Genomic DNA, 16,829 nt, shown 5'->3' on the forward strand with positions numbered 1-16,829 from the left:
GCTCACCTTTCATCGGGTATCCCGAGTTTGTAGTGGGTTAAAACCTTCCGCGACACGGCTTCACCGGTTAGCGGATTGCGTACAAGTTGTAACTACCACGGAAACATTTCCGTAAATGAGAGCTTAACACTTCCAGCACCAATTTGCGGGACTTTTTTAACAAAAATCACTTTAAACCCAATGTTTAAGGTGCGCATTTGGGTTTTTCCCTTATGAAATGGATGACTCATGACAGTTACTTGTAAGAAATTTCCTACAAACAAATCAGAATCGTCTGATTACGTAGCAAAAAAATTAAATATACGATTTCAGGTCCTTTCATCAATTAATAGGAAAGTATTAAATGGACCTGAAAAAAGAAGAAAATCCTAAAGATTTCTTGAGTACTCGCGAAACCGCGAAGCAACTTCAAGTATCACTAGGTACCGTTCAAAAGATGGTTGAGACTGGCGAGTTATTGGCTTGGAAAACCCGAGGTGGTCACCGCCGTATTTTGATGTCCTCATTAGAGCAATTGCTGACCCGCAGAAGAATGGGTATTCGCGAACGCTGTGGCAATCAGTTCTTATTACTCTGTATTTTGCGAGGCGAGGAGCAATTCGAAGACTTCAAGAAGTTCGTTGAGCCTTGGGAGTCTTCGGTGGATTTGCATTTGTGCCATGACACCTTGGAAGCCTTGATGCAATCGGTTTCTTTGTCACCCGATGTGATTTATTTGGATTGGCAGATCAGCCCCGTTGAGCAAGTTCATTTACTTCATTATTTGCAGAGAAATTTGCACACCAGGCACATCCCTACTTTGGTCGAGGCTGGGTTCTTAAAGATGCATCCTCAAGTGACAAAGATTCCCCCAGAAATCAAAGAATACCCACCCAATAAGGAGCCTAAGATTTTGACCAATGCCATGATCAAGGGGTATAAAAAAGATAAGCTGCTTTTAGCCAAAGGTGAGCTTAATTTGCTTTATGCCCATAAGATGGAGACTCTGATTTTGGATTGCCTGGTGCAGAAATGCGAAGAGGCTGGAATATAATTTATAGAAATAATATGAGTTCTTATGAATAAAAGGCCTGTTAATCTTCATTAACAGGCCTTTTATTATTGAGCTATTTACGACTGCTTATTACTGCATTACTTCATGAGTAATATGTATTAAATCGCGCATTAGATTGCAAATTGAGCGCGGTTTTGACCTTCAATCCATTTTGGCGCTTTGCCACGGCCAGTCCAGGTTTCGCCTGTGTTTGGATTGCGGTATTTAGCAGCAACCTTACCACCACGTGAGCCTGCAGGACCTTTGCGATTGAATATATCAGAGGCGCTCAAGTTATATTGTTCAATGATGGCTTTTGCCTTAGCAACGCCTTCTGCTTTTTCACGGGCTTTAGCTTCAAGGATTTGTTTCTCTAAAGATTCTTTTTGAGCTAATAACTCTTGATAAGTTGCCATTGATTCTCCAAATATTATATAAGTTTAATAAGTATTAATTTGCTCAGGAGCTAATAAAACAGTTTACTGAGCTATCTCATCAGTTGATTAATGAAGATATTTTATTATAGTAACTATTAAATACCTGATGAGCAAGTATTTAATCATTCATTTGGATTATTAATATTAATGTTTATATAAATATAATAATATTTATATGTTTTGATGATTTTATTCAGTCCAGCTAATTACTTAAAATCATTGATTTATTAGTACTTTTAATCAATTAAGAGGGTCTCAACTTTGGCTGTCATCAGAATTTTGCCAATGGCTGTCATGACTTCTTTTTCTTTGCCCCTAAAGCCATGTTCAGAATAAGCCTTGCAAGCATCCCCACTAAAACCACTACCTCCCTTAACGGTGATCAAAGGACGCTTGTATTTTTCTGCAATAGATTTTGCCGCTGAATGAGTGGTTAGGTAGCAAGGATCATTAAGATGATGAATGAAGATGTGATTGGCTTTGGCGTAATCAAAATTGTTGAACTCTGGATAAGAGTTTCTGGCATTGGGTTCAGTGATCGAAGCTGTATGAATCGCTCCTTTATAAATGCTCGGCTCATGAGTGAGCACAAAGCTTGATGAGACTGTGCCCATCGATGTACCTATCGCCCATATCTCTTGAATACTTGGGTATTGTTTTTTGACTTCCTGAATTAACTTCAATACATCTTGATGACGTTTAGAGGAGGCTTGATAACTGCTTGAGCAATAGTCACCACTGTCCGAGTGACAGTCCACAACCAAAGTAGCAATTGCATCAGTGGCTAAATGACGACGTGAACGAATCAAGAAGTTTCCAGAGAGCTTAGAGGAAATCATGCTCTGCCCTTCCACTACAGGTCTTACTACCGATGGATAACCTGGGAATAAAACCGCAAGTCGTGTGGGCGCTGTGCTGTTAGCAGCAAGTGATAAAAGACCTTGTTGCTGAATGCGCGGAGATAGTTCAACTGAGATGAGTTGTTCTTTAAGGCCTATGGCATGCTCGGGGACGGCAGTAGATTGAGCGAAGGCAAGATTTAGAAGAGCTACATTCAAAAGACCAAATGTGATGAATGTGGGAAATACAAAAACAAGTGTTTTTGAAAGTGAGAAAAGTGTTTTCATAACATCTAGTCTACAACGAAACATTAACCAATTAATTGGTCGGGGCGAGAGGATTTGAACCTCCGACCACTTGCACCCCATGCAAGTACGCTACCAGGCTGCGCTACGCCCCGACTTAACAGAAAATTGTATAACTATTTAGATAGGATTTTTAGGACGGCTTCTAGCTCAGTCCTGATTGAATCTTGATGCTGGCCATTCGCTCTCTGCTGGGTTTGCACCTGCACTGAGTTCTCTTGGCTTGATTCATTGAGGCGCAGTTTTGCGCCGTTGATGGTGAAACCTTCTTCGTACAGTAGTTCTCTGATTCTGCGAATCAGCACCACTTCATGGTGTTGGTAATAACGACGATTACCGCGACGCTTTTGTGGGTTGAGTTGATTGAACTCTTGTTCCCAATATCTCAAGACGTGGGGTTTAACATCACACAACTCCCCTACTTCACCAATGGTGAAGTAGCGTTTCGCTGGAATTGGAGGGAGAGATCCCCCGGCAATCATGCCGTGCATGTTCTTTTCCATAAGTGAAACTCTTTAGACCTTAGGATCGACCTTGTCTTTGAGCTTTTGGCTGGCGTGGAATGTGACCACGCGTCTGGCTGAGATAGGTACCAACTCACCAGTTTTAGGATTGCGGCCAGGACGAGCTGATTTTTCTCTTAATTGGAAGTTACCAAATCCAGAGATTTTGACGTCCACACCTGATTGCAAAGATTGACCCACTGTTTCAAAGAAAGAGTCGATCAAGTCTTTGGCTTCACGCTTGTTTAAACCAACTTGGTCAAACAAGGCGTCTGATAATTCTGCTTTTGTAATTGTTGCGGCATCACTCATGGCTGCACTCCACTTTTACTTTGTTCTGTTGTTTGTTCTGCTGTTTATTCTTCAGTTACTGCTTATTCTGTTCTTTACTGCGTCGTTGGTCAACGGGATCAACGAATTCTTGCTTTGCATTTTACGCTCATGGCATCTAACAAGGCTGAAATCACAGGTTCGATCTGAGTATCTTGTAATGTACCTGATTCATCTGACAAAGTGATCCTAAACGCCAAACTCTTTTCGTTTTCAGCCATTCCACCCATTCTGCCTGCAGTTGGCTTGAATTCGTCAAATAAGTCGATTTTCTTGACCAATAGCTGCTTGGCTGCCTTCATGGCATCTTGCAACTGAGTCACTGTTATCGCCTGATCCACAACCACCGCCAAGTCCCTGGTAACGGCTGGGAACTTGCTAATCGTGTTAATGACCGGTAAACCGATGTCTTGGATGGCTGCCCAGTCAATTTCAAATAGAACGACTGAACCCGGAATGTCATAAGCTTGCTGCCAACGCGGGTGAAGTTCACCAATCACGCCCAAGTTAATGTCTTTGCCACGCTTCTTGATCGAAATTTGTGCACTGCGTCCAGGATGCAATGCTGGGTGTTCTGTTTTTTCTGCTTTGAATTCCAAAGGTGCCAATAGTGCCTCTAGATCACCTTTGACATCAAAGAAGTCGACTGAGCGAGTTGGTGTACCCCATTGTTCTGGCACTGCTGGGCCATAGGCCAAACCAGCCACACGAACTGGTTGATCGTAACCAGCAATGCTCAACTCACCCACTTGAGCTTCTGGGTTGCGTTGGAATACACGACCTACTTCAAATAAACGCACATGCGTTGCTTTGCGGTTGATGTTTTGTTTGAGGTTTTGCACCAAACCACCGATCAAGTTACTTCTCATCACCGAGTACTGACTAGCGATCGGGTTGAGTACTTTGATTGGGTTGGTATTACCGGCTAATTTTTCTTCTGTGTCAGCGTCAATGAAACCAAAGTTCATGACTTCTTGATAGGCTCTGTTTGCAATCGCATGACGTAATTGATGGATGCCACGCTTAGGCTCTTGCGTACCTTGCATGCGCTGCTCTGCCACTGGTGGGTTGGCTGGAATATTTTCAAAGCCGTAAAGTCTAGCAACTTCTTCAATCAGGTCTTCTTCGATTTCAATATCGAAACGATGGCTTGGAGCTTTGACCACAAATGCTTCATTGCCTTCACGTTGGTATTGCAAACCAATGCGATCAAATAATTGCGCAATCACATCAGTAGTCAATGGCACACCAATGACTTTTTGTGCACGAGCCACTCTTAAACGAACGTCTGAACGCTTAGGTAAGTCAACGATTTGGTCATCAACAGGACCTAATTGACCACCACAGATCTGAGTGATCAATGCTGAAACATATTCAAGGGCATCGACCGTGCCAGCAGGATCAACACCACGCTCAAAGCGATGCGCTGCATCGGTTGAGAAGTTGAATCTTCTGCTGCGACCCTGGATGGCTGATGGCCACCAGAAAGCAGATTCGAGATAAACATCTTGTGTGTCTAAAGTAACAGAGCTTGGATTACCACCCATGATGCCTGCCATGCTTTCTACACCATTGGCATCAGCGATCACGCCAACACCTTGACCACTCAATGGCGCCACAGAAACTGTTTGACCATTCAATAGCTCTAATTGTTCACCATCACGACCCCAACGAACGGTTAAGTCGCCTTTGATCTTGTTCAAATCAAACACATGCGTTGGTTGGCCAATCGCCAACATCGCATAATTTGAGATATCTACCAAAGCAGAAATACTTCTTTGACCAGCGCCTTCTAAACAACGCACCATCCAGTCAGGAGTTTTAGCTTTGGCATTAACACCTTTGATCACACGACCAGCAAAACGACCGCAGAGATCTTTGTTTTCTACTGTGACTTTGAGTTTGTCTTGAATGCTGCTTTTTTGCGCTTCAATCTTTGGGACACATAGTTTGGCACCAGTGATGGCAGATACTTCACGTGCCACACCAAGAATTGATAAACAATCAGCTTTGTTTGGTGTGAGCTTGATGATGAAAATCGTGTCATCAAGTTTTAAGTGCTCACGAATGTCTTGTCCAACTGGTGCATCAGCAGCCAACTCCATGATGCCTTCAGAGTCTTGACCAACACCTAGTTCGCGACCTGAGCACAACATGCCTTGAGATTCAACACCGCGCAATTTGCCAAGTTTGATAGCGAATGGTTTGCCGCCCTCTTCAGATGGTGGCAATTGCGCACCAACCAAAGCACAAGGAATCTTGATACCAACGCGAGCATTTGGAGCGCCGCAAACAATTTGTAATGTCTCGCCACCTGCATTGACTTTACAAACGCGCAAGCGGTCTGCATCAGGGTGCTGCGCAGCTTCTAGAATTTCTGCAACCACCACTTGCGTGAATGGCGGTGCTAAAGGACGTGTCTCTTCAACTTCAAGACCTGCCATGGTCAAAGCATGTGACAACTGCTCCGTTGTCATGTCAGGATTAACGTATTGTCTGAGCCAGGATTCTGAAAATTGCATGATGGTTGCTCAGTCTGAATTAAGCTGGGAATTGAGATAAGAAACGAATGTCGTTTTCAAAGAACAAACGCAAATCGTCAATGCCATAGCGCAACATGGTCAAGCGCTCTAAACCTGAGCCAAAAGCAAATCCAATGTAACGCTCAGGGTCTAGACCCATGTTGCGCAAAACGGTTGGATGAACTTGACCTGCTCCTGAAATTTCTAACCAACGGCCTGCTAACTTTCCTGAACCAAAGGCCATGTCAATTTCTGCTGATGGCTCAGTGAATGGGAAATACGATGGGCGGAAACGAACATCGATGGCGTCCGTTTCAAAGAATGTTTTTAAGAAGTCGGTGTACACACCTTTGAGGTCTGCAAAAGATACGTTCTCTGCAATCCACAAGCCTTCTACTTGATTGAACATCGGTGAATGCGTTGCATCACTGTCAACACGGTAAGTGCGACCTGGCGCAATCACTTTGATCGGTGGCATCACTGCATCTTTGGCATGACGTGCCACATGAGCGCTGGCATAACGAACTTGCATTGGGCTGGTGTGCGTGCGCAATAGCAATGGTTTGTTTTGCTCATCAACACCTTCTACATAGAAAGTGTCTTGCATGGATCTGGCTGGGTGATTTTCAGGGCTGTTCAAGGCCGTGAAATTGAACCAGTCGTTTTCGATTTCTGGGCCATCGGCCACATCAAAACCAACTGATCGGAAAATTTGTTCAACACGTTCCCAAGTGCGCATCACTGGATGCAAGCTACCACTGTCTTGACCACGACCTGGCATGGTGACATCAATGGCTTCAGCACTTAAACGAGTTTGTAAGACAGCATCAGCCAATGCTTGGCGACGCGCATTGAGCGCTGCTTCTACGGCTGATTTAACTTGGTTGATTTCTGCGCCGGCTGCTTTGCGTGCCTCAGGATCCAACGCACCTAGCGACTTAAGACGCTCTGTGAGAATTCCGGATTTACCGAGGTAGCGTGCCTTGGCGTCTTCGAGGGCCGCCGAATCGGCGGCACCATCGAAGTCCCGCTTGGCATCCTCGACAACTTGGTCGAGTGAAACCATGTGCGGGCCCTACTTACGCAGCTACTACTGTTTTGATACGAGCGACTAAGGCAGCAAAAGCTGGCTTGTCGTTGATCGCCATGTCAGATAGAACCTTACGGTCTAACTCAACACCTGATCGCTTCATACCATTCATGAATACGCTGTATGTCACATCGTATTGGCGAACAGCAGCATTGATACGTGCAATCCACAAAGCACGGAATACGCGCTTCTTATTGCGACGGTCACGGTAAGCGTACTGACCTGCACGCATAACCGCTTGCTTAGCAATACGGAATACATTCTTACGACGGCCACGGTAACCCTTGGCAGCATCGATAACTTTTTTATGACGGGCTCTAGCTGTAACCCCGCGTTTGACTCTTGGCATGTGATTCTCCTATCTGTCTGAGGTTAAGCGTAAGGCATCATAGAACGTACTGATTTCACATCTGAATCATGTACGGCAGTTGATCCGCGAAGGTGACGTTTGTTCTTAGTCGTCTTCTTGGTCAAAATATGGCGCTTGAACGCTTGACCACGTTTGATAGAACCGCTTGCGCGAACTCTAAAACGCTTAGCTGCACCGCTTTTCGTTTTCATCTTGGGCATAACTGCTCCCTTTTCACTAATTTGTACGACTTAGGTGGCAATCGACGATTGCGCTTCTATTACCCAGACATACTTCTAAATAGGACTTTCGTCCTTCTCCGGTCTGACTTACGTCGCCGGGTTACTGCATCACCTTTTCAGGTAATTCTTTCACCCTTAGGGTGATTATTCGTTTCACTCTTGCGAGTGTTTATTTCTTCTTGATGGGGGAAAGAACCATCACCATCTGGCGCCCCTCCATCTTTGGAAACTGCTCAACAGCGCCATACGGCTCTAGATCAGCTTTCAATCTTTCCAACATGCGCACACCAATTTCTTGGTGGGCTAATTCACGACCTCGGAAACGCAAAGTGATTTTTGTTTTATCACCTTCTTCTAAGAATCTCACTAAATTGCGCAACTTAACGTTGTAGTCACCGTCATCAGTGCCAGGGCGGAATTTAACTTCCTTCACCTGAATAACTTTTTGCTTTAACTTCGCTTCGTGAGCTTTCTTAGCTTCTTGGTATTTGAACTTGCCGTAATCCATCACACGGGCAACCGGAGGTTCTGCCGTTGGGGCAATCTCCACCAAATCTAATTCGCTCTCTTCCGCCAGTCTTAAAGCATCAGCCAATTTCACCACTCCAAGTGGTTCACTGTCGTTGCCAATTAATCGTAATTCGGGGGCAGTAATTTCCCGGTTAATACGATGAGTTTTCTCAGTAGCTATCTCGTGTTTCCTTCAAAATTTTTTAACAAGACCTTGCTCACCTCAGACTGGCTGGGGTCCGACCTTCTGGGATACATCCTGTTGGAGTCGGGCGATGAAGTCTTCGATTGGCATTACACCTAAATCAACTCCACCTCTGGCGCGCACGGCCACCGCATTTGCTTCTGCTTCCTTGTCACCGACAACGATGAGATAAGGAACCTTCTGCATTGCGTGCTCACGGATTTTAAACGTAATTTTCTCGTTCCGCAAATCAACTTCAGCTCTAAATCCTTGTTTTTTGAGGATTTGCTGTACTTTTTCAGCATATTCGGCTGAATTTCCGGAAATATTCATCACTATGCACTGAGTTGGTGCAAGCCAGGTAGGCATCGCGCCGGCATGGTTTTCGATCAAAATACCGATAAATCGCTCCAAAGAACCCACGATCGCACGGTGCAACATGACCGGTACTTGACGATCATTGTCAGCAGAAACGTATTCAGCGCCTAAACGTTGTGGCATTGAAAAGTCGACTTGCATGGTGCCGCACTGCCATGAACGACCAATCGAATCTTTGAGGTGGTATTCAATTTTTGGACCGTAGAAAGCACCCTCACCTGGCAACTCTTCCCACTCTTGACCAGATGACTTCAAAGCATTGCGCAAGGCATCTTCTGCTTTATCCCAAATGGCGTCATCACCGACTCGCTTAGCAGGTCGCAAGGCCAACTTAACAGCCACTTCTGTGAAACCAAAATCTTGGTAAACCGCACGCACGGCTTTATCAAAGTCAGCCACTTCAGATTGAATCTGATCTTCTGTACAGAAAATATGTCCGTCGTCTTGTGTGAAGCCGCGCACGCGCATCAAACCGTGCAAGGCGCCGGATGATTCATTGCGGTGACACTGACCAAACTCACCGTAACGCAAAGGCAGTTCACGGTAGCTGTGCAAACCAGCGTTGTAAATTTGTACGTGACCTGGGCAGTTCATCGGCTTCAAAGCATAGGCACGATTCTCAGACTCAGTCGTGAACATATTGTCTTTGTAGTTTTCCCAGTGGCCTGATTTTTCCCAAAGTCCACGGTCCAAGATTTGCGGAGCTTTGACTTCTTGGTAACCATTCTCTTGGTAAACACGGCGCATGTATTGCTCTACTTGCTGCCAAATCGTCCAACCTTTTGGATGCCAGAAGATCAAGCCTGGCGCTTCTTCTTGGAAATGGAATAGATCTAATTGCTTACCTAGTTTGCGGTGATCACGTTTCTCAGCTTCTTCCAACATATGGAAGTAAGCATCTTGATCTTCTTTCTTGGCCCATGCTGTGGCGTAAATACGCTGAAGCATTTCGTTCTTGCTGTCGCCGCGCCAATAGGCACCTGCCACTTTGATCAATTTGAATACTTTTAATTTGCCAGTCGATGGTACGTGAGGTCCACGGCACAAGTCAGTGAAGCCACCTTCTGAATACAAAGAAACATCTTCAGACTGAGGAATCGCTTCAATCAATTCAGCTTTGTAGCTCTCACCCAAACCTTTGAAATATTTAACCGCTTCATCACGGCTCACCACACGACGCTCAATCTTCTCGTCTTTTTTGGCTAACTCAGTCATGCGCTTTTCAATCGCCACCAAGTCTTCTGGTGTGAATGGGCGGCTGTAGGCAAAGTCATAATAAAAACCAGACTCAATCACAGGTCCGATGGTCACTTGCGCTTCTGGGTAGAGTTCTTTAACGGCATAAGCCATCAAGTGCGCGCTGGAGTGACGAATGACTTCCAAGCCTTCAGGATCTTTGTCTGTGACGATCGCAAGATTGCTATCAGAGTCGATCAAGTGACTGGTATCAACCAATTTGCCATTGACCTTACCGGCCAAAGCAGCTTTAGCCAAACCAGCACCAATGCTTTGTGCCACTTCGAAAACGGTCAATGGCGCGGGATATTCGCGCTTTGATCCATCAGGTAATGTGACAACAACCATATCAACTCCAAAAATTTAGCGCGGTGCACTGGGGTCTTTTTGAACCTAGGACATTCCGCGCCAGCTTTTACATCACGACACCATCGTGAAATGATGCTTATTCGTTGGTAGGCTCGACTGAATTCGAATCAGCGACCTCTTCCATGTCAAGGAAGCGCTCTAACCAACTGAGCTACGAGCCTATTAAGAGCGACAGTTTATCACTTGTGGCTACTTCCTTCTCGCCTCTGTGACTCCTTTGACCTCTAAAAGAGCGCTCACAGCGGTTTGTAAACCATGGGTTGATGGCACTTCCACCGTGAACTGCATACTGGCAATGCCTTTGCGAGACTGTGTTTTGACGCCTGTGACGTTGATTTTTAGGCGTGAGAACACTTCCGAGATGTCTCGCAATAAGCCCTGGCGATCTACGGCCATCAAAGCCAAGTCGACTGGGAACAATGACTTACCTTCAGGTTGATTACCCCACTCAGTGACCACGACTCTTTCTGGTGCTCTAGCTAGGAGTTGTTTGAAGGTGCTGCAGTCCTGTCGATGAATTGACACGCCACGACCTCGGGTCACAAACCCACTGATGGGGTCTGGTGGCACTGGGCGGCAGCAACGCGATAGTTGCGTGAGCAAAGAATCAACGCCCACCACCAAGACATCGCTTTGACCAGATTTGACTTTGCTCTTGCGCAAAATGATGTCAGGCAACTCTGGCTTAACCACTTCAGCAACAATTTCATCTTTATCAGTTTTGTCACCATCTTGTTCAGCTTGCTGTGCCGTGAACCAAGCACGCACTTTTGATTTGGCACGATTGGTGGCGAGGTAGCCCCGCTCAGCATTGAGCCAATCCAAAGAAGGACCGCCTTGTTTGACAGAAATGATCTCAACGGTTTGACCATTTTTTAATTGCGTGTCCAAGGGCACCATCGCACCATCAACCCGCGACCCTCTGCAACGGTGACCTAAGTCCGTGTGAACGGAGTAAGCAAAATCAATCGGAGTAGCACCTTGCTGTAAAGGCACGACCTGACCCAAAGGTGTCAGCACATAAATTTGATCATCGAGCTCTTGCCCTTTGAGTTGATCCCAAGCATCTTCTTTCCAGGCAATCAATTGTCTGGCCCAAGCAATGCGGCGGTCGTACTCTTCCTTGGCACTTACGGTGCCGGCATAACCTTGCTTGCCCGCTTCTTTATAACGCCAATGCGCGGCCACACCGTACTCGGCTTGTTTGTGCATTTCGTGGGTTCTGACCTGCACTTCAAATGAAATGTTGTCGGCATCCATCACCACGGTGTGCAGTGACTGATAACCGTTGGGTTTTGGTCTGGCGATGTAGTCGTCGAATTCTTTTGGAATGGGTTGCCAGATGTGATGCACGATGCCCAAGGCAGCATAGCAATCTTTTACATCATCGACCATGATGCGAAATGCTCGCACATCGTAAAGCTGAGCAAAGTCGATGGACTTGCCCTGCATTTTTTTCCAAATGCTGTAAATGTGTTTTGGTCGACCCTGCACTTCACCTTTGATGCCCGCTTGATTTAATTCTGCTTGCAAGCGATTCATGACATCGGCAATGAATGCTTCACGTTCAACACGCTTGGAATCCAACAAACTTGCGATCTGTTTGTAGGTGTCCGGAGCCAAGCATCGAAATGCTAAATCTTCCATCTCCCACTTCAATTGCCAAATACCCAAACGATTGGCTAAAGCTGCATCAACATCCAAGATGTCTTGCGCCCAAGATGTTGGTGTTTCAATTCTTTGTGAGGTGACCCAGCGCAAAGTTTGAACGACTGATGCCAAATGCAATAGCACCACGCGCAAGTCATGCGCAAATGCCAAAAGCATTTTTCTTAAAACTTCTACTTGAGCTTGCGCACTTTGACCAAGTTGACTGGATGACTGTCGGGCAATTTTTAATTGCGCTGCTTTCAGCGCGCGATAACCCATGATCAATTGAGCAACTTCTTGCCCCAATTGTTTTTCTAAAGATTCTTTAGAGAGTGTTGAGTCAAGATGCTCAGCAGCCAAGCAGCTGGCTTCATCTAACTTTAAGAAGAGCAGGATCTCCTTCACGCCCATGGCATGGGCATGAAGGTCTTCACCAAACAATAAATCGGTCTTAACTATAGAACTCACGTGCTAAGGATACCTGTTCTGGCGTGATGAATGCCGGAGCATGCCCCACCCCAAGAATTTCCGTACTTTTTGCTTTGGGGTTACGACGACACATCTCATTCACTGTGAGCCCTGAAATCAAATCAGATTCAGCACCACGCACAATCAGCATCTCAGCATTGATCGCATCATAGGCTTTCCAGGTCATCATTTCACCCATCATGGAAGTCATCTTATTAACTGCTGAAAATGGTTTGACGATGTCCGGGTCGTAATGCACGATCCATTGGTCACCATCTTTTTTCAAATGAGGGCCGTTGTAGTCTTTCCACTGTTCTGGTGTGAAAGTTCCAAAAGGTTCACAAATACGATTGAGATAAATCAAGCCTTCTTTTTTGCTGTTAAAGCGCAAAGGCTTGCCAACATAATCACCCAAACGTTTGAGCGCGGTTGGTTCAATTCTTGGACCAACATCATTGAGAATCATTTTTTTAATCGGTGAGTTTTTCTGACTCGCCATGAAGATGCCAATCAAACCACCCATCGATGTGCCAAACCAATCAACTTCATGCAAACCTAACTGTGCAAGAAGCGCATTCATGTCAGTCACATATTGTGGAATGCCATACAGCATCGGATTTTCTAACCAATCAGAATCACCTCGACCCACGATGTCTGGGCAAATCACTCTGTAACGGTCGCGCATGGCTTTGGCCAAAACTGTGAAGTCACTGCCGCGGCGAGTTAAGCCGTGTACACAGATTAAGACTCGTGGATTATTGGGATCCCCCCACTCGTGATACGCCATCTTATGAAAGCCTGATGGGCTGGCGCATTGCACATAGTTCGTTCTACATTCTGGATCGGGAAGATCAGGAACATCCTCAACTGGGATGGGGTAATCAATGACGGGTGTTGTTACTTCATTCTTTACTTCGTTCTTTACTTCACTAGCTGGCGCTTGCGACGCGCCCACAGAGCTTGTGAGTTCTATCTCGTAAGAGCTCTGTGGTTTCTTTCCGAAGAGTCGTTGAAGTAAGCGCTTGAGCATTACTGGGCTACCCAGCCTCCATCCATGTTCCAAGCAACACCACGTATTTGAGTGGCGGCTGGACTACAGAAGAACACTGCCAAAGCTGCTAATTGATCAGGAGTTACAAATTCGCCAGACGGTTGCTTTTCAGAAAGCAAACGCTTCTTGGCTTCTTCATTATTCACTTTGTCTTTTTCTGCGCGAGCATCCACCTGTTTTTGGACCAAGGGTGTCAATACCCAACCTGGGCAAATTGCATTACAAGTCACACCCGTTTGCGCTGTTTCTAAAGCTGTCACTTTTGTTAAACCAACGATGCCGTGTTTAGCAGCCACATACGCTGACTTCTGCGCAGAGGCTACCAAGCCATGCACTGATGCCAAGTTGATGATGCGACCCCAATTGCGTTGCTTCATGCCAGGCAAAGCCATTCGCGTGGTGTGAAACGCTGAAGACAAGTTGATAGCAATGATGGCGTCCCAACGATCAACTGGGAAGTCTTCCACATTGGCCACGTGCTGAATACCAGCGTTATTGACCAAAATATCAACAGCACCAAAACGCTTTTCAGCAGCTTGCATCATCGCTTCGATTTCTGCAGGCTTGCTCATATCAGCACCGTGGTAATCCACTTCAACACCAAAAGCTTTGACTTCAGCCATCGCTGCGTCTTTTTCTCCAAAGCCGTTCATCATGATGTTGGCACCCTGCTCCGCCAATGCTTTAGCAATGCCCAAACCAATGCCACTGGTTGAGCCAGTGACTAATGCTGTTTTACCTTTCAACATACTCATATTCAATCACTCCGAAATATTTAAAGACTTACTTATTAACTCACTTAATGTATTACTTGCTAAGTTCGCTTGCCAACTTAACTAGGCATTTCAGGTTGCAAGGTGACATGATCAATCTCATGCTTCTCTAGCAACATTTTGTTGATCTTTTCCATGGTGATCGGCCAGTCTTGCAAATCACGCACTTCCACATGACCAATCAAGGCAGGATGTCCAGGAGACATCTCCCACACATGCAAATCATGCACCGCCAAAACCCCTTCAACTGCTTTTAAATCTTTACCGACTTGAACGTAGTCAATGTGATGAGGCACACCTTCCATCAAGAAGTGATATGACTCTTTTAGTACATTGATAGTTGAACGAATCAATAAGACACAGACAAACAATGACAAGATTGGGTCAATCTGCATCCAGCCTGTGAAATGAATCACCACGCCGGCGATCAATGCTGCCAATGAACCCAAAAGATCACCCATCACATGAACTAAAGCGGCTTTGGTGTTAACACTTTTCTTATCTTTAGACAAAATCCAAGCAACGATCAAATTGATCACCAAACCAATCACAGCCACCACCATCACGGCCTGACCTTGCACTTGATGCGGATCATTGAAGCGTGAGATCGCTTCAAGAGCAATCCAAATGATCAAGGCCATCATCGCCAAGCAATTAACAAAAGCTGCCAAAGACTCTGCTCGACCAAAGCCAAATGAATTTTTGATGGAAGGTGGTCGCTTGGCAATAATTTGCGCCAACAAAGCCAAAGCCAAAGCTGAAGCATCGGTGACCATGTGACCAGCATCAGAGATCAAGGCCAATGAGTTGGCCCAAAAACCTGCAAAGGCTTCAATGCCGGCAAAAAGAAACGTTAGCAGCAACGCTGCTAACAGAATGCCGGCTTGATGAGATTCACGGTAATGAAGATGCTGAGCATCACCTCTCTTATGCGCATGCAAATGAGCGGCTTGCTGAGTGGCTTTTTGAGCTGCTTGCTTAGCATCTTTCATATTTAAACGGCGCTGGTATCTAAGGGACAACCAGTTTTAGCAATCACTTCTTCTTTGCTCACACCAGGTGCAAGCTCAAGTAGTTTCATGCCTTGAGGTGTGACATCCAACACAGCTAAATCAGTGATGATGCGATTGACCACACCCACACCTGTTAACGGCAAGGTGCAGCTTGGCAAAATCTTGATGTCCTCTGTGCCGTCTTTTTTCTTGGCAACGTGTTCCATCAACACCACCACATGCTTCACACCGGCTACCAAGTCCATCGCACCGCCCATGCCTTTGACCATCTTGCCTGGAATCATCCAGTTGGCCAAGTCACCTTTTTCGCTGACTTGCATTGCGCCCAAAATGGCAATATTGATTTTGCCGCCACGAATCATGCCAAATGAATCGGCTGAAGAAAAAATCGCAGAGCCAGGCAATGTGGTAATGGTTTGCTTACCTGCATTGATCAAATCTGCATCAACTTGATCATCTGTAGGGAATGGGCCAATGCCCAACAAACCATTTTCTGATTGAAGCCAAACTTCAATGTCTTTTGGTACGTGGTTCGCTACCAAGGTTGGCAAGCCAATACCCAAGTTAACGTAGTAACCATCTTTTAATTCTTTGGCTGCACGTGCAGCCATTTCATCACGATTCCATGCCATGATCTTGCTCCTTAAGCCTTGCTAACAGTGCGCTGTTCAATGCGCTTTTCTGGATTTTTGTTTAACACGATGCGATGCACATAAATACTTGGTGTATGAACATCAGCAGGCTCAAATGCGCCGTTCTCAACGATCTCTTCGACTTCAACCACCGTGATCTTGCCAGCCATTGCGCACATTGGATTGAAATTGCGCGCCGTGTGGCGGTAGATCAAGTTGCCAGCTTTGTCAGCTTTCCAAGCTTTGACCAAAGCTATGTCTGCCACTAAAGAACGCTCCATCACATATTTTTCATCATCGAATTCGCGGATCTCTTTACCATCGGCCACGATCGTGCCAACACCAGTCTTAGTAAAGAAAGCAGGAATGCCACAACCACCTGCGCGAAGTTTTTCTGCCAAGGTACCTTGTGGTGTGAACTCAAGTTCTAACTCACCAGCCAAGTATTGGCGTTCGAATTCTTTGTTCTCACCCACATAAGATGAAATCATTTTTTTAATTTGGCGAGTTTCTAGTAGCTGACCCAAACCAAAGCCATCCACACCAGCGTTATTAGAGATGGCTGTCAAATTGGTTGCCCCTGTATCGCGCAACGCAGCGATCAATGCCTCAGGAATGCCACACAAACCAAAACCACCCACTGCAAAAGTTTGGCCATTTTTGACAATATCTGCCAAAGCCTCTTTTGCAGAACCGTAAACCTTATTCATGAAAAACTCCCATTTGATTCAAAGATAGCTGGTTTTAGTCTCTAAAACCCATTGTTTTACTCACTATTCATCAAGCAAACAATATGCCAAACCTCTATTTATATACCATTCTATTGACGTTACCTTGACAGAATTGCCCCAAGAGCAGGCCAAACGCTCTAAACCCTTGTAATACATGAGCCAAAGGGATGGCCTGAGGGCTGT

General features: G+C 45.6%; 17 protein-coding genes and 2 tRNA genes. 1 reads left to right on the forward strand and 18 read right to left on the reverse strand.

The features are described from left to right. Window positions 1–343: 343 nt before the first annotated feature. Window positions 344–1,033 (forward strand): helix-turn-helix domain-containing protein, encoded by a 690-nt coding sequence (locus AOC33_RS06670; RefSeq protein WP_089516016.1) that lies wholly within the window; start codon window positions 344–346, stop codon window positions 1,031–1,033. 131 nt (window positions 1,034–1,164) lie between these two features. Here AOC33_RS06670 and AOC33_RS06675 read toward each other — a convergent pair whose 3' ends face one another. From AOC33_RS06675 to AOC33_RS06760, 18 genes are all read right to left on the reverse strand, one after another. Continuing rightward, window positions 1,165–1,449: an H-NS histone family protein gene (locus AOC33_RS06675; RefSeq protein WP_089516018.1), complete on the reverse strand. Its 285-nt coding sequence runs from the start codon at window positions 1,447–1,449 to the stop codon at window positions 1,165–1,167. 257 nt (window positions 1,450–1,706) lie between these two features. Next, window positions 1,707–2,597, reverse strand: coding sequence for a hypothetical protein (locus tag AOC33_RS06680; RefSeq protein ID WP_089516020.1), 891 nt, complete (start codon window positions 2,595–2,597; stop codon window positions 1,707–1,709). Window positions 2,598–2,633: 36 nt separating this feature from the next. After that, window positions 2,634–2,710, reverse strand: a tRNA-Pro gene (locus AOC33_RS06685). 21 nt (window positions 2,711–2,731) lie between these two features. Continuing rightward, window positions 2,732–3,118 carry a MerR family transcriptional regulator gene (locus tag AOC33_RS06690; protein WP_245835629.1) on the reverse strand — a complete coding sequence of 129 codons (387 nt, stop codon included), beginning with the start codon at window positions 3,116–3,118 and terminating at the stop codon, window positions 2,732–2,734. Between the two features lie 12 nt (window positions 3,119–3,130). Beyond that, a complete protein-coding gene (locus AOC33_RS06695; RefSeq protein ID WP_089516022.1) occupies window positions 3,131–3,430 on the reverse strand; it encodes an integration host factor subunit alpha in 300 nt (99 codons plus the stop codon). A 98-nt stretch (window positions 3,431–3,528) separates the two neighbouring features. Then, complete coding sequence (gene pheT / locus AOC33_RS06700) at window positions 3,529–5,970, reverse strand: phenylalanine--tRNA ligase subunit beta (RefSeq protein ID WP_089516024.1); 2,442 nt, start codon at window positions 5,968–5,970, stop codon at window positions 3,529–3,531. A gap of 19 nt (window positions 5,971–5,989) precedes the next feature. Further along, complete coding sequence (gene pheS, locus AOC33_RS06705; protein ID WP_089516026.1) at window positions 5,990–7,036, reverse strand: phenylalanine--tRNA ligase subunit alpha; 1,047 nt, start codon at window positions 7,034–7,036, stop codon at window positions 5,990–5,992. 13 nt (window positions 7,037–7,049) lie between these two features. Continuing rightward, a complete protein-coding gene (gene rplT / locus AOC33_RS06710) occupies window positions 7,050–7,409 on the reverse strand; it encodes a 50S ribosomal protein L20 (RefSeq protein WP_089516027.1) in 360 nt (119 codons plus the stop codon). Window positions 7,410–7,432: 23 nt separating this feature from the next. Next, window positions 7,433–7,630, reverse strand: a complete 198-nt coding sequence (gene rpmI / locus AOC33_RS06715; RefSeq protein WP_089516030.1) for a 50S ribosomal protein L35 — start codon at window positions 7,628–7,630, stop codon at window positions 7,433–7,435. Window positions 7,631–7,820: 190 nt separating this feature from the next. Further along, entirely contained in the window at window positions 7,821–8,342 is a 522-nt protein-coding gene (infC, locus tag AOC33_RS06720; RefSeq protein ID WP_089516031.1) for a translation initiation factor IF-3, read from the reverse strand. Window positions 8,343–8,384: 42 nt separating this feature from the next. Next, a complete protein-coding gene (gene thrS, locus AOC33_RS06725; RefSeq protein WP_089516033.1) occupies window positions 8,385–10,307 on the reverse strand; it encodes a threonine--tRNA ligase in 1,923 nt (640 codons plus the stop codon). A 105-nt stretch (window positions 10,308–10,412) separates the two neighbouring features. Further along, window positions 10,413–10,489: transfer RNA gene (locus AOC33_RS06730), tRNA-Val, on the reverse strand. A 28-nt stretch (window positions 10,490–10,517) separates the two neighbouring features. Then, window positions 10,518–12,446, reverse strand: coding sequence for a RelA/SpoT family protein (locus AOC33_RS06735; protein ID WP_281252762.1), 1,929 nt, complete (start codon window positions 12,444–12,446; stop codon window positions 10,518–10,520). After that, a complete protein-coding gene (locus AOC33_RS06740; RefSeq protein ID WP_089516035.1) occupies window positions 12,430–13,476 on the reverse strand; it encodes an alpha/beta fold hydrolase in 1,047 nt (348 codons plus the stop codon). Before AOC33_RS06740 ends, AOC33_RS06735 begins: the two co-directional genes overlap by 17 nt. Next, on the reverse strand, window positions 13,476–14,246 hold the full coding sequence (locus AOC33_RS06745) for a 3-hydroxybutyrate dehydrogenase (protein WP_180738126.1): 771 nt from the start codon (window positions 14,244–14,246) through the stop codon (window positions 13,476–13,478). The genes AOC33_RS06740 and AOC33_RS06745 overlap by 1 nt, the downstream gene beginning before the upstream one ends. A gap of 83 nt (window positions 14,247–14,329) precedes the next feature. Continuing rightward, the gene (locus tag AOC33_RS06750) at window positions 14,330–15,262 is read right to left on the reverse strand and encodes a cation diffusion facilitator family transporter (RefSeq protein ID WP_089516038.1); all 933 of its coding nucleotides are present in this window, start codon (window positions 15,260–15,262) and stop codon (window positions 14,330–14,332) included. A 2-nt stretch (window positions 15,263–15,264) separates the two neighbouring features. Continuing rightward, a complete protein-coding gene (locus tag AOC33_RS06755; protein WP_089516041.1) occupies window positions 15,265–15,915 on the reverse strand; it encodes a CoA transferase subunit B in 651 nt (216 codons plus the stop codon). 11 nt (window positions 15,916–15,926) lie between these two features. Then, on the reverse strand, window positions 15,927–16,625 hold the full coding sequence (locus AOC33_RS06760; protein ID WP_089516044.1) for a CoA transferase subunit A: 699 nt from the start codon (window positions 16,623–16,625) through the stop codon (window positions 15,927–15,929). Between the last annotated feature and the right edge of the window lie 204 nt (window positions 16,626–16,829).

Origin of the sequence: Polynucleobacter cosmopolitanus (assembly GCF_002224225.1) — a bacterium.
Classification (GTDB): Bacteria; Pseudomonadota; Gammaproteobacteria; order Burkholderiales; family Burkholderiaceae; genus Polynucleobacter; species Polynucleobacter cosmopolitanus.

Bases quoted from the DNA above. Each gene is read 5' to 3' on its own strand.
- AOC33_RS06750 (WP_089516038.1), bottom strand. From the start codon at position 15,262: ATGAAAGATGCTAAGCAAGCAGCTCAAAAAGCCACTCAGCAAGCCGCT.
- AOC33_RS06740 (WP_089516035.1), bottom strand. From the start codon at position 13,476: ATGCTCAAGCGCTTACTTCAACGACTCTTCGGAAAGAAACCACAGAGC.
- AOC33_RS06690 (WP_245835629.1), bottom strand. From the start codon at position 3,118: ATGGAAAAGAACATGCACGGCATGATTGCCGGGGGATCTCTCCCTCCA.
- pheT (WP_089516024.1), bottom strand. From the start codon at position 5,970: ATGCAATTTTCAGAATCCTGGCTCAGACAATACGTTAATCCTGACATG.
- AOC33_RS06755 (WP_089516041.1), bottom strand. From the start codon at position 15,915: ATGGCATGGAATCGTGATGAAATGGCTGCACGTGCAGCCAAAGAATTA.
- AOC33_RS06760 (WP_089516044.1), bottom strand. From the start codon at position 16,625: ATGAATAAGGTTTACGGTTCTGCAAAAGAGGCTTTGGCAGATATTGTC.
- AOC33_RS06745 (WP_180738126.1), bottom strand. From the start codon at position 14,246: ATGTTGAAAGGTAAAACAGCATTAGTCACTGGCTCAACCAGTGGCATT.
- pheS (WP_089516026.1), bottom strand. From the start codon at position 7,036: ATGGTTTCACTCGACCAAGTTGTCGAGGATGCCAAGCGGGACTTCGAT.
- thrS (WP_089516033.1), bottom strand. From the start codon at position 10,307: ATGGTTGTTGTCACATTACCTGATGGATCAAAGCGCGAATATCCCGCG.
- AOC33_RS06670 (WP_089516016.1), top strand. From the start codon at position 344: ATGGACCTGAAAAAAGAAGAAAATCCTAAAGATTTCTTGAGTACTCGC.
- rplT (WP_089516027.1), bottom strand. From the start codon at position 7,409: ATGCCAAGAGTCAAACGCGGGGTTACAGCTAGAGCCCGTCATAAAAAA.
- AOC33_RS06675 (WP_089516018.1), bottom strand. From the start codon at position 1,449: ATGGCAACTTATCAAGAGTTATTAGCTCAAAAAGAATCTTTAGAGAAA.
- AOC33_RS06695 (WP_089516022.1), bottom strand. From the start codon at position 3,430: ATGAGTGATGCCGCAACAATTACAAAAGCAGAATTATCAGACGCCTTG.
- AOC33_RS06680 (WP_089516020.1), bottom strand. From the start codon at position 2,597: ATGAAAACACTTTTCTCACTTTCAAAAACACTTGTTTTTGTATTTCCC.
- rpmI (WP_089516030.1), bottom strand. From the start codon at position 7,630: ATGCCCAAGATGAAAACGAAAAGCGGTGCAGCTAAGCGTTTTAGAGTT.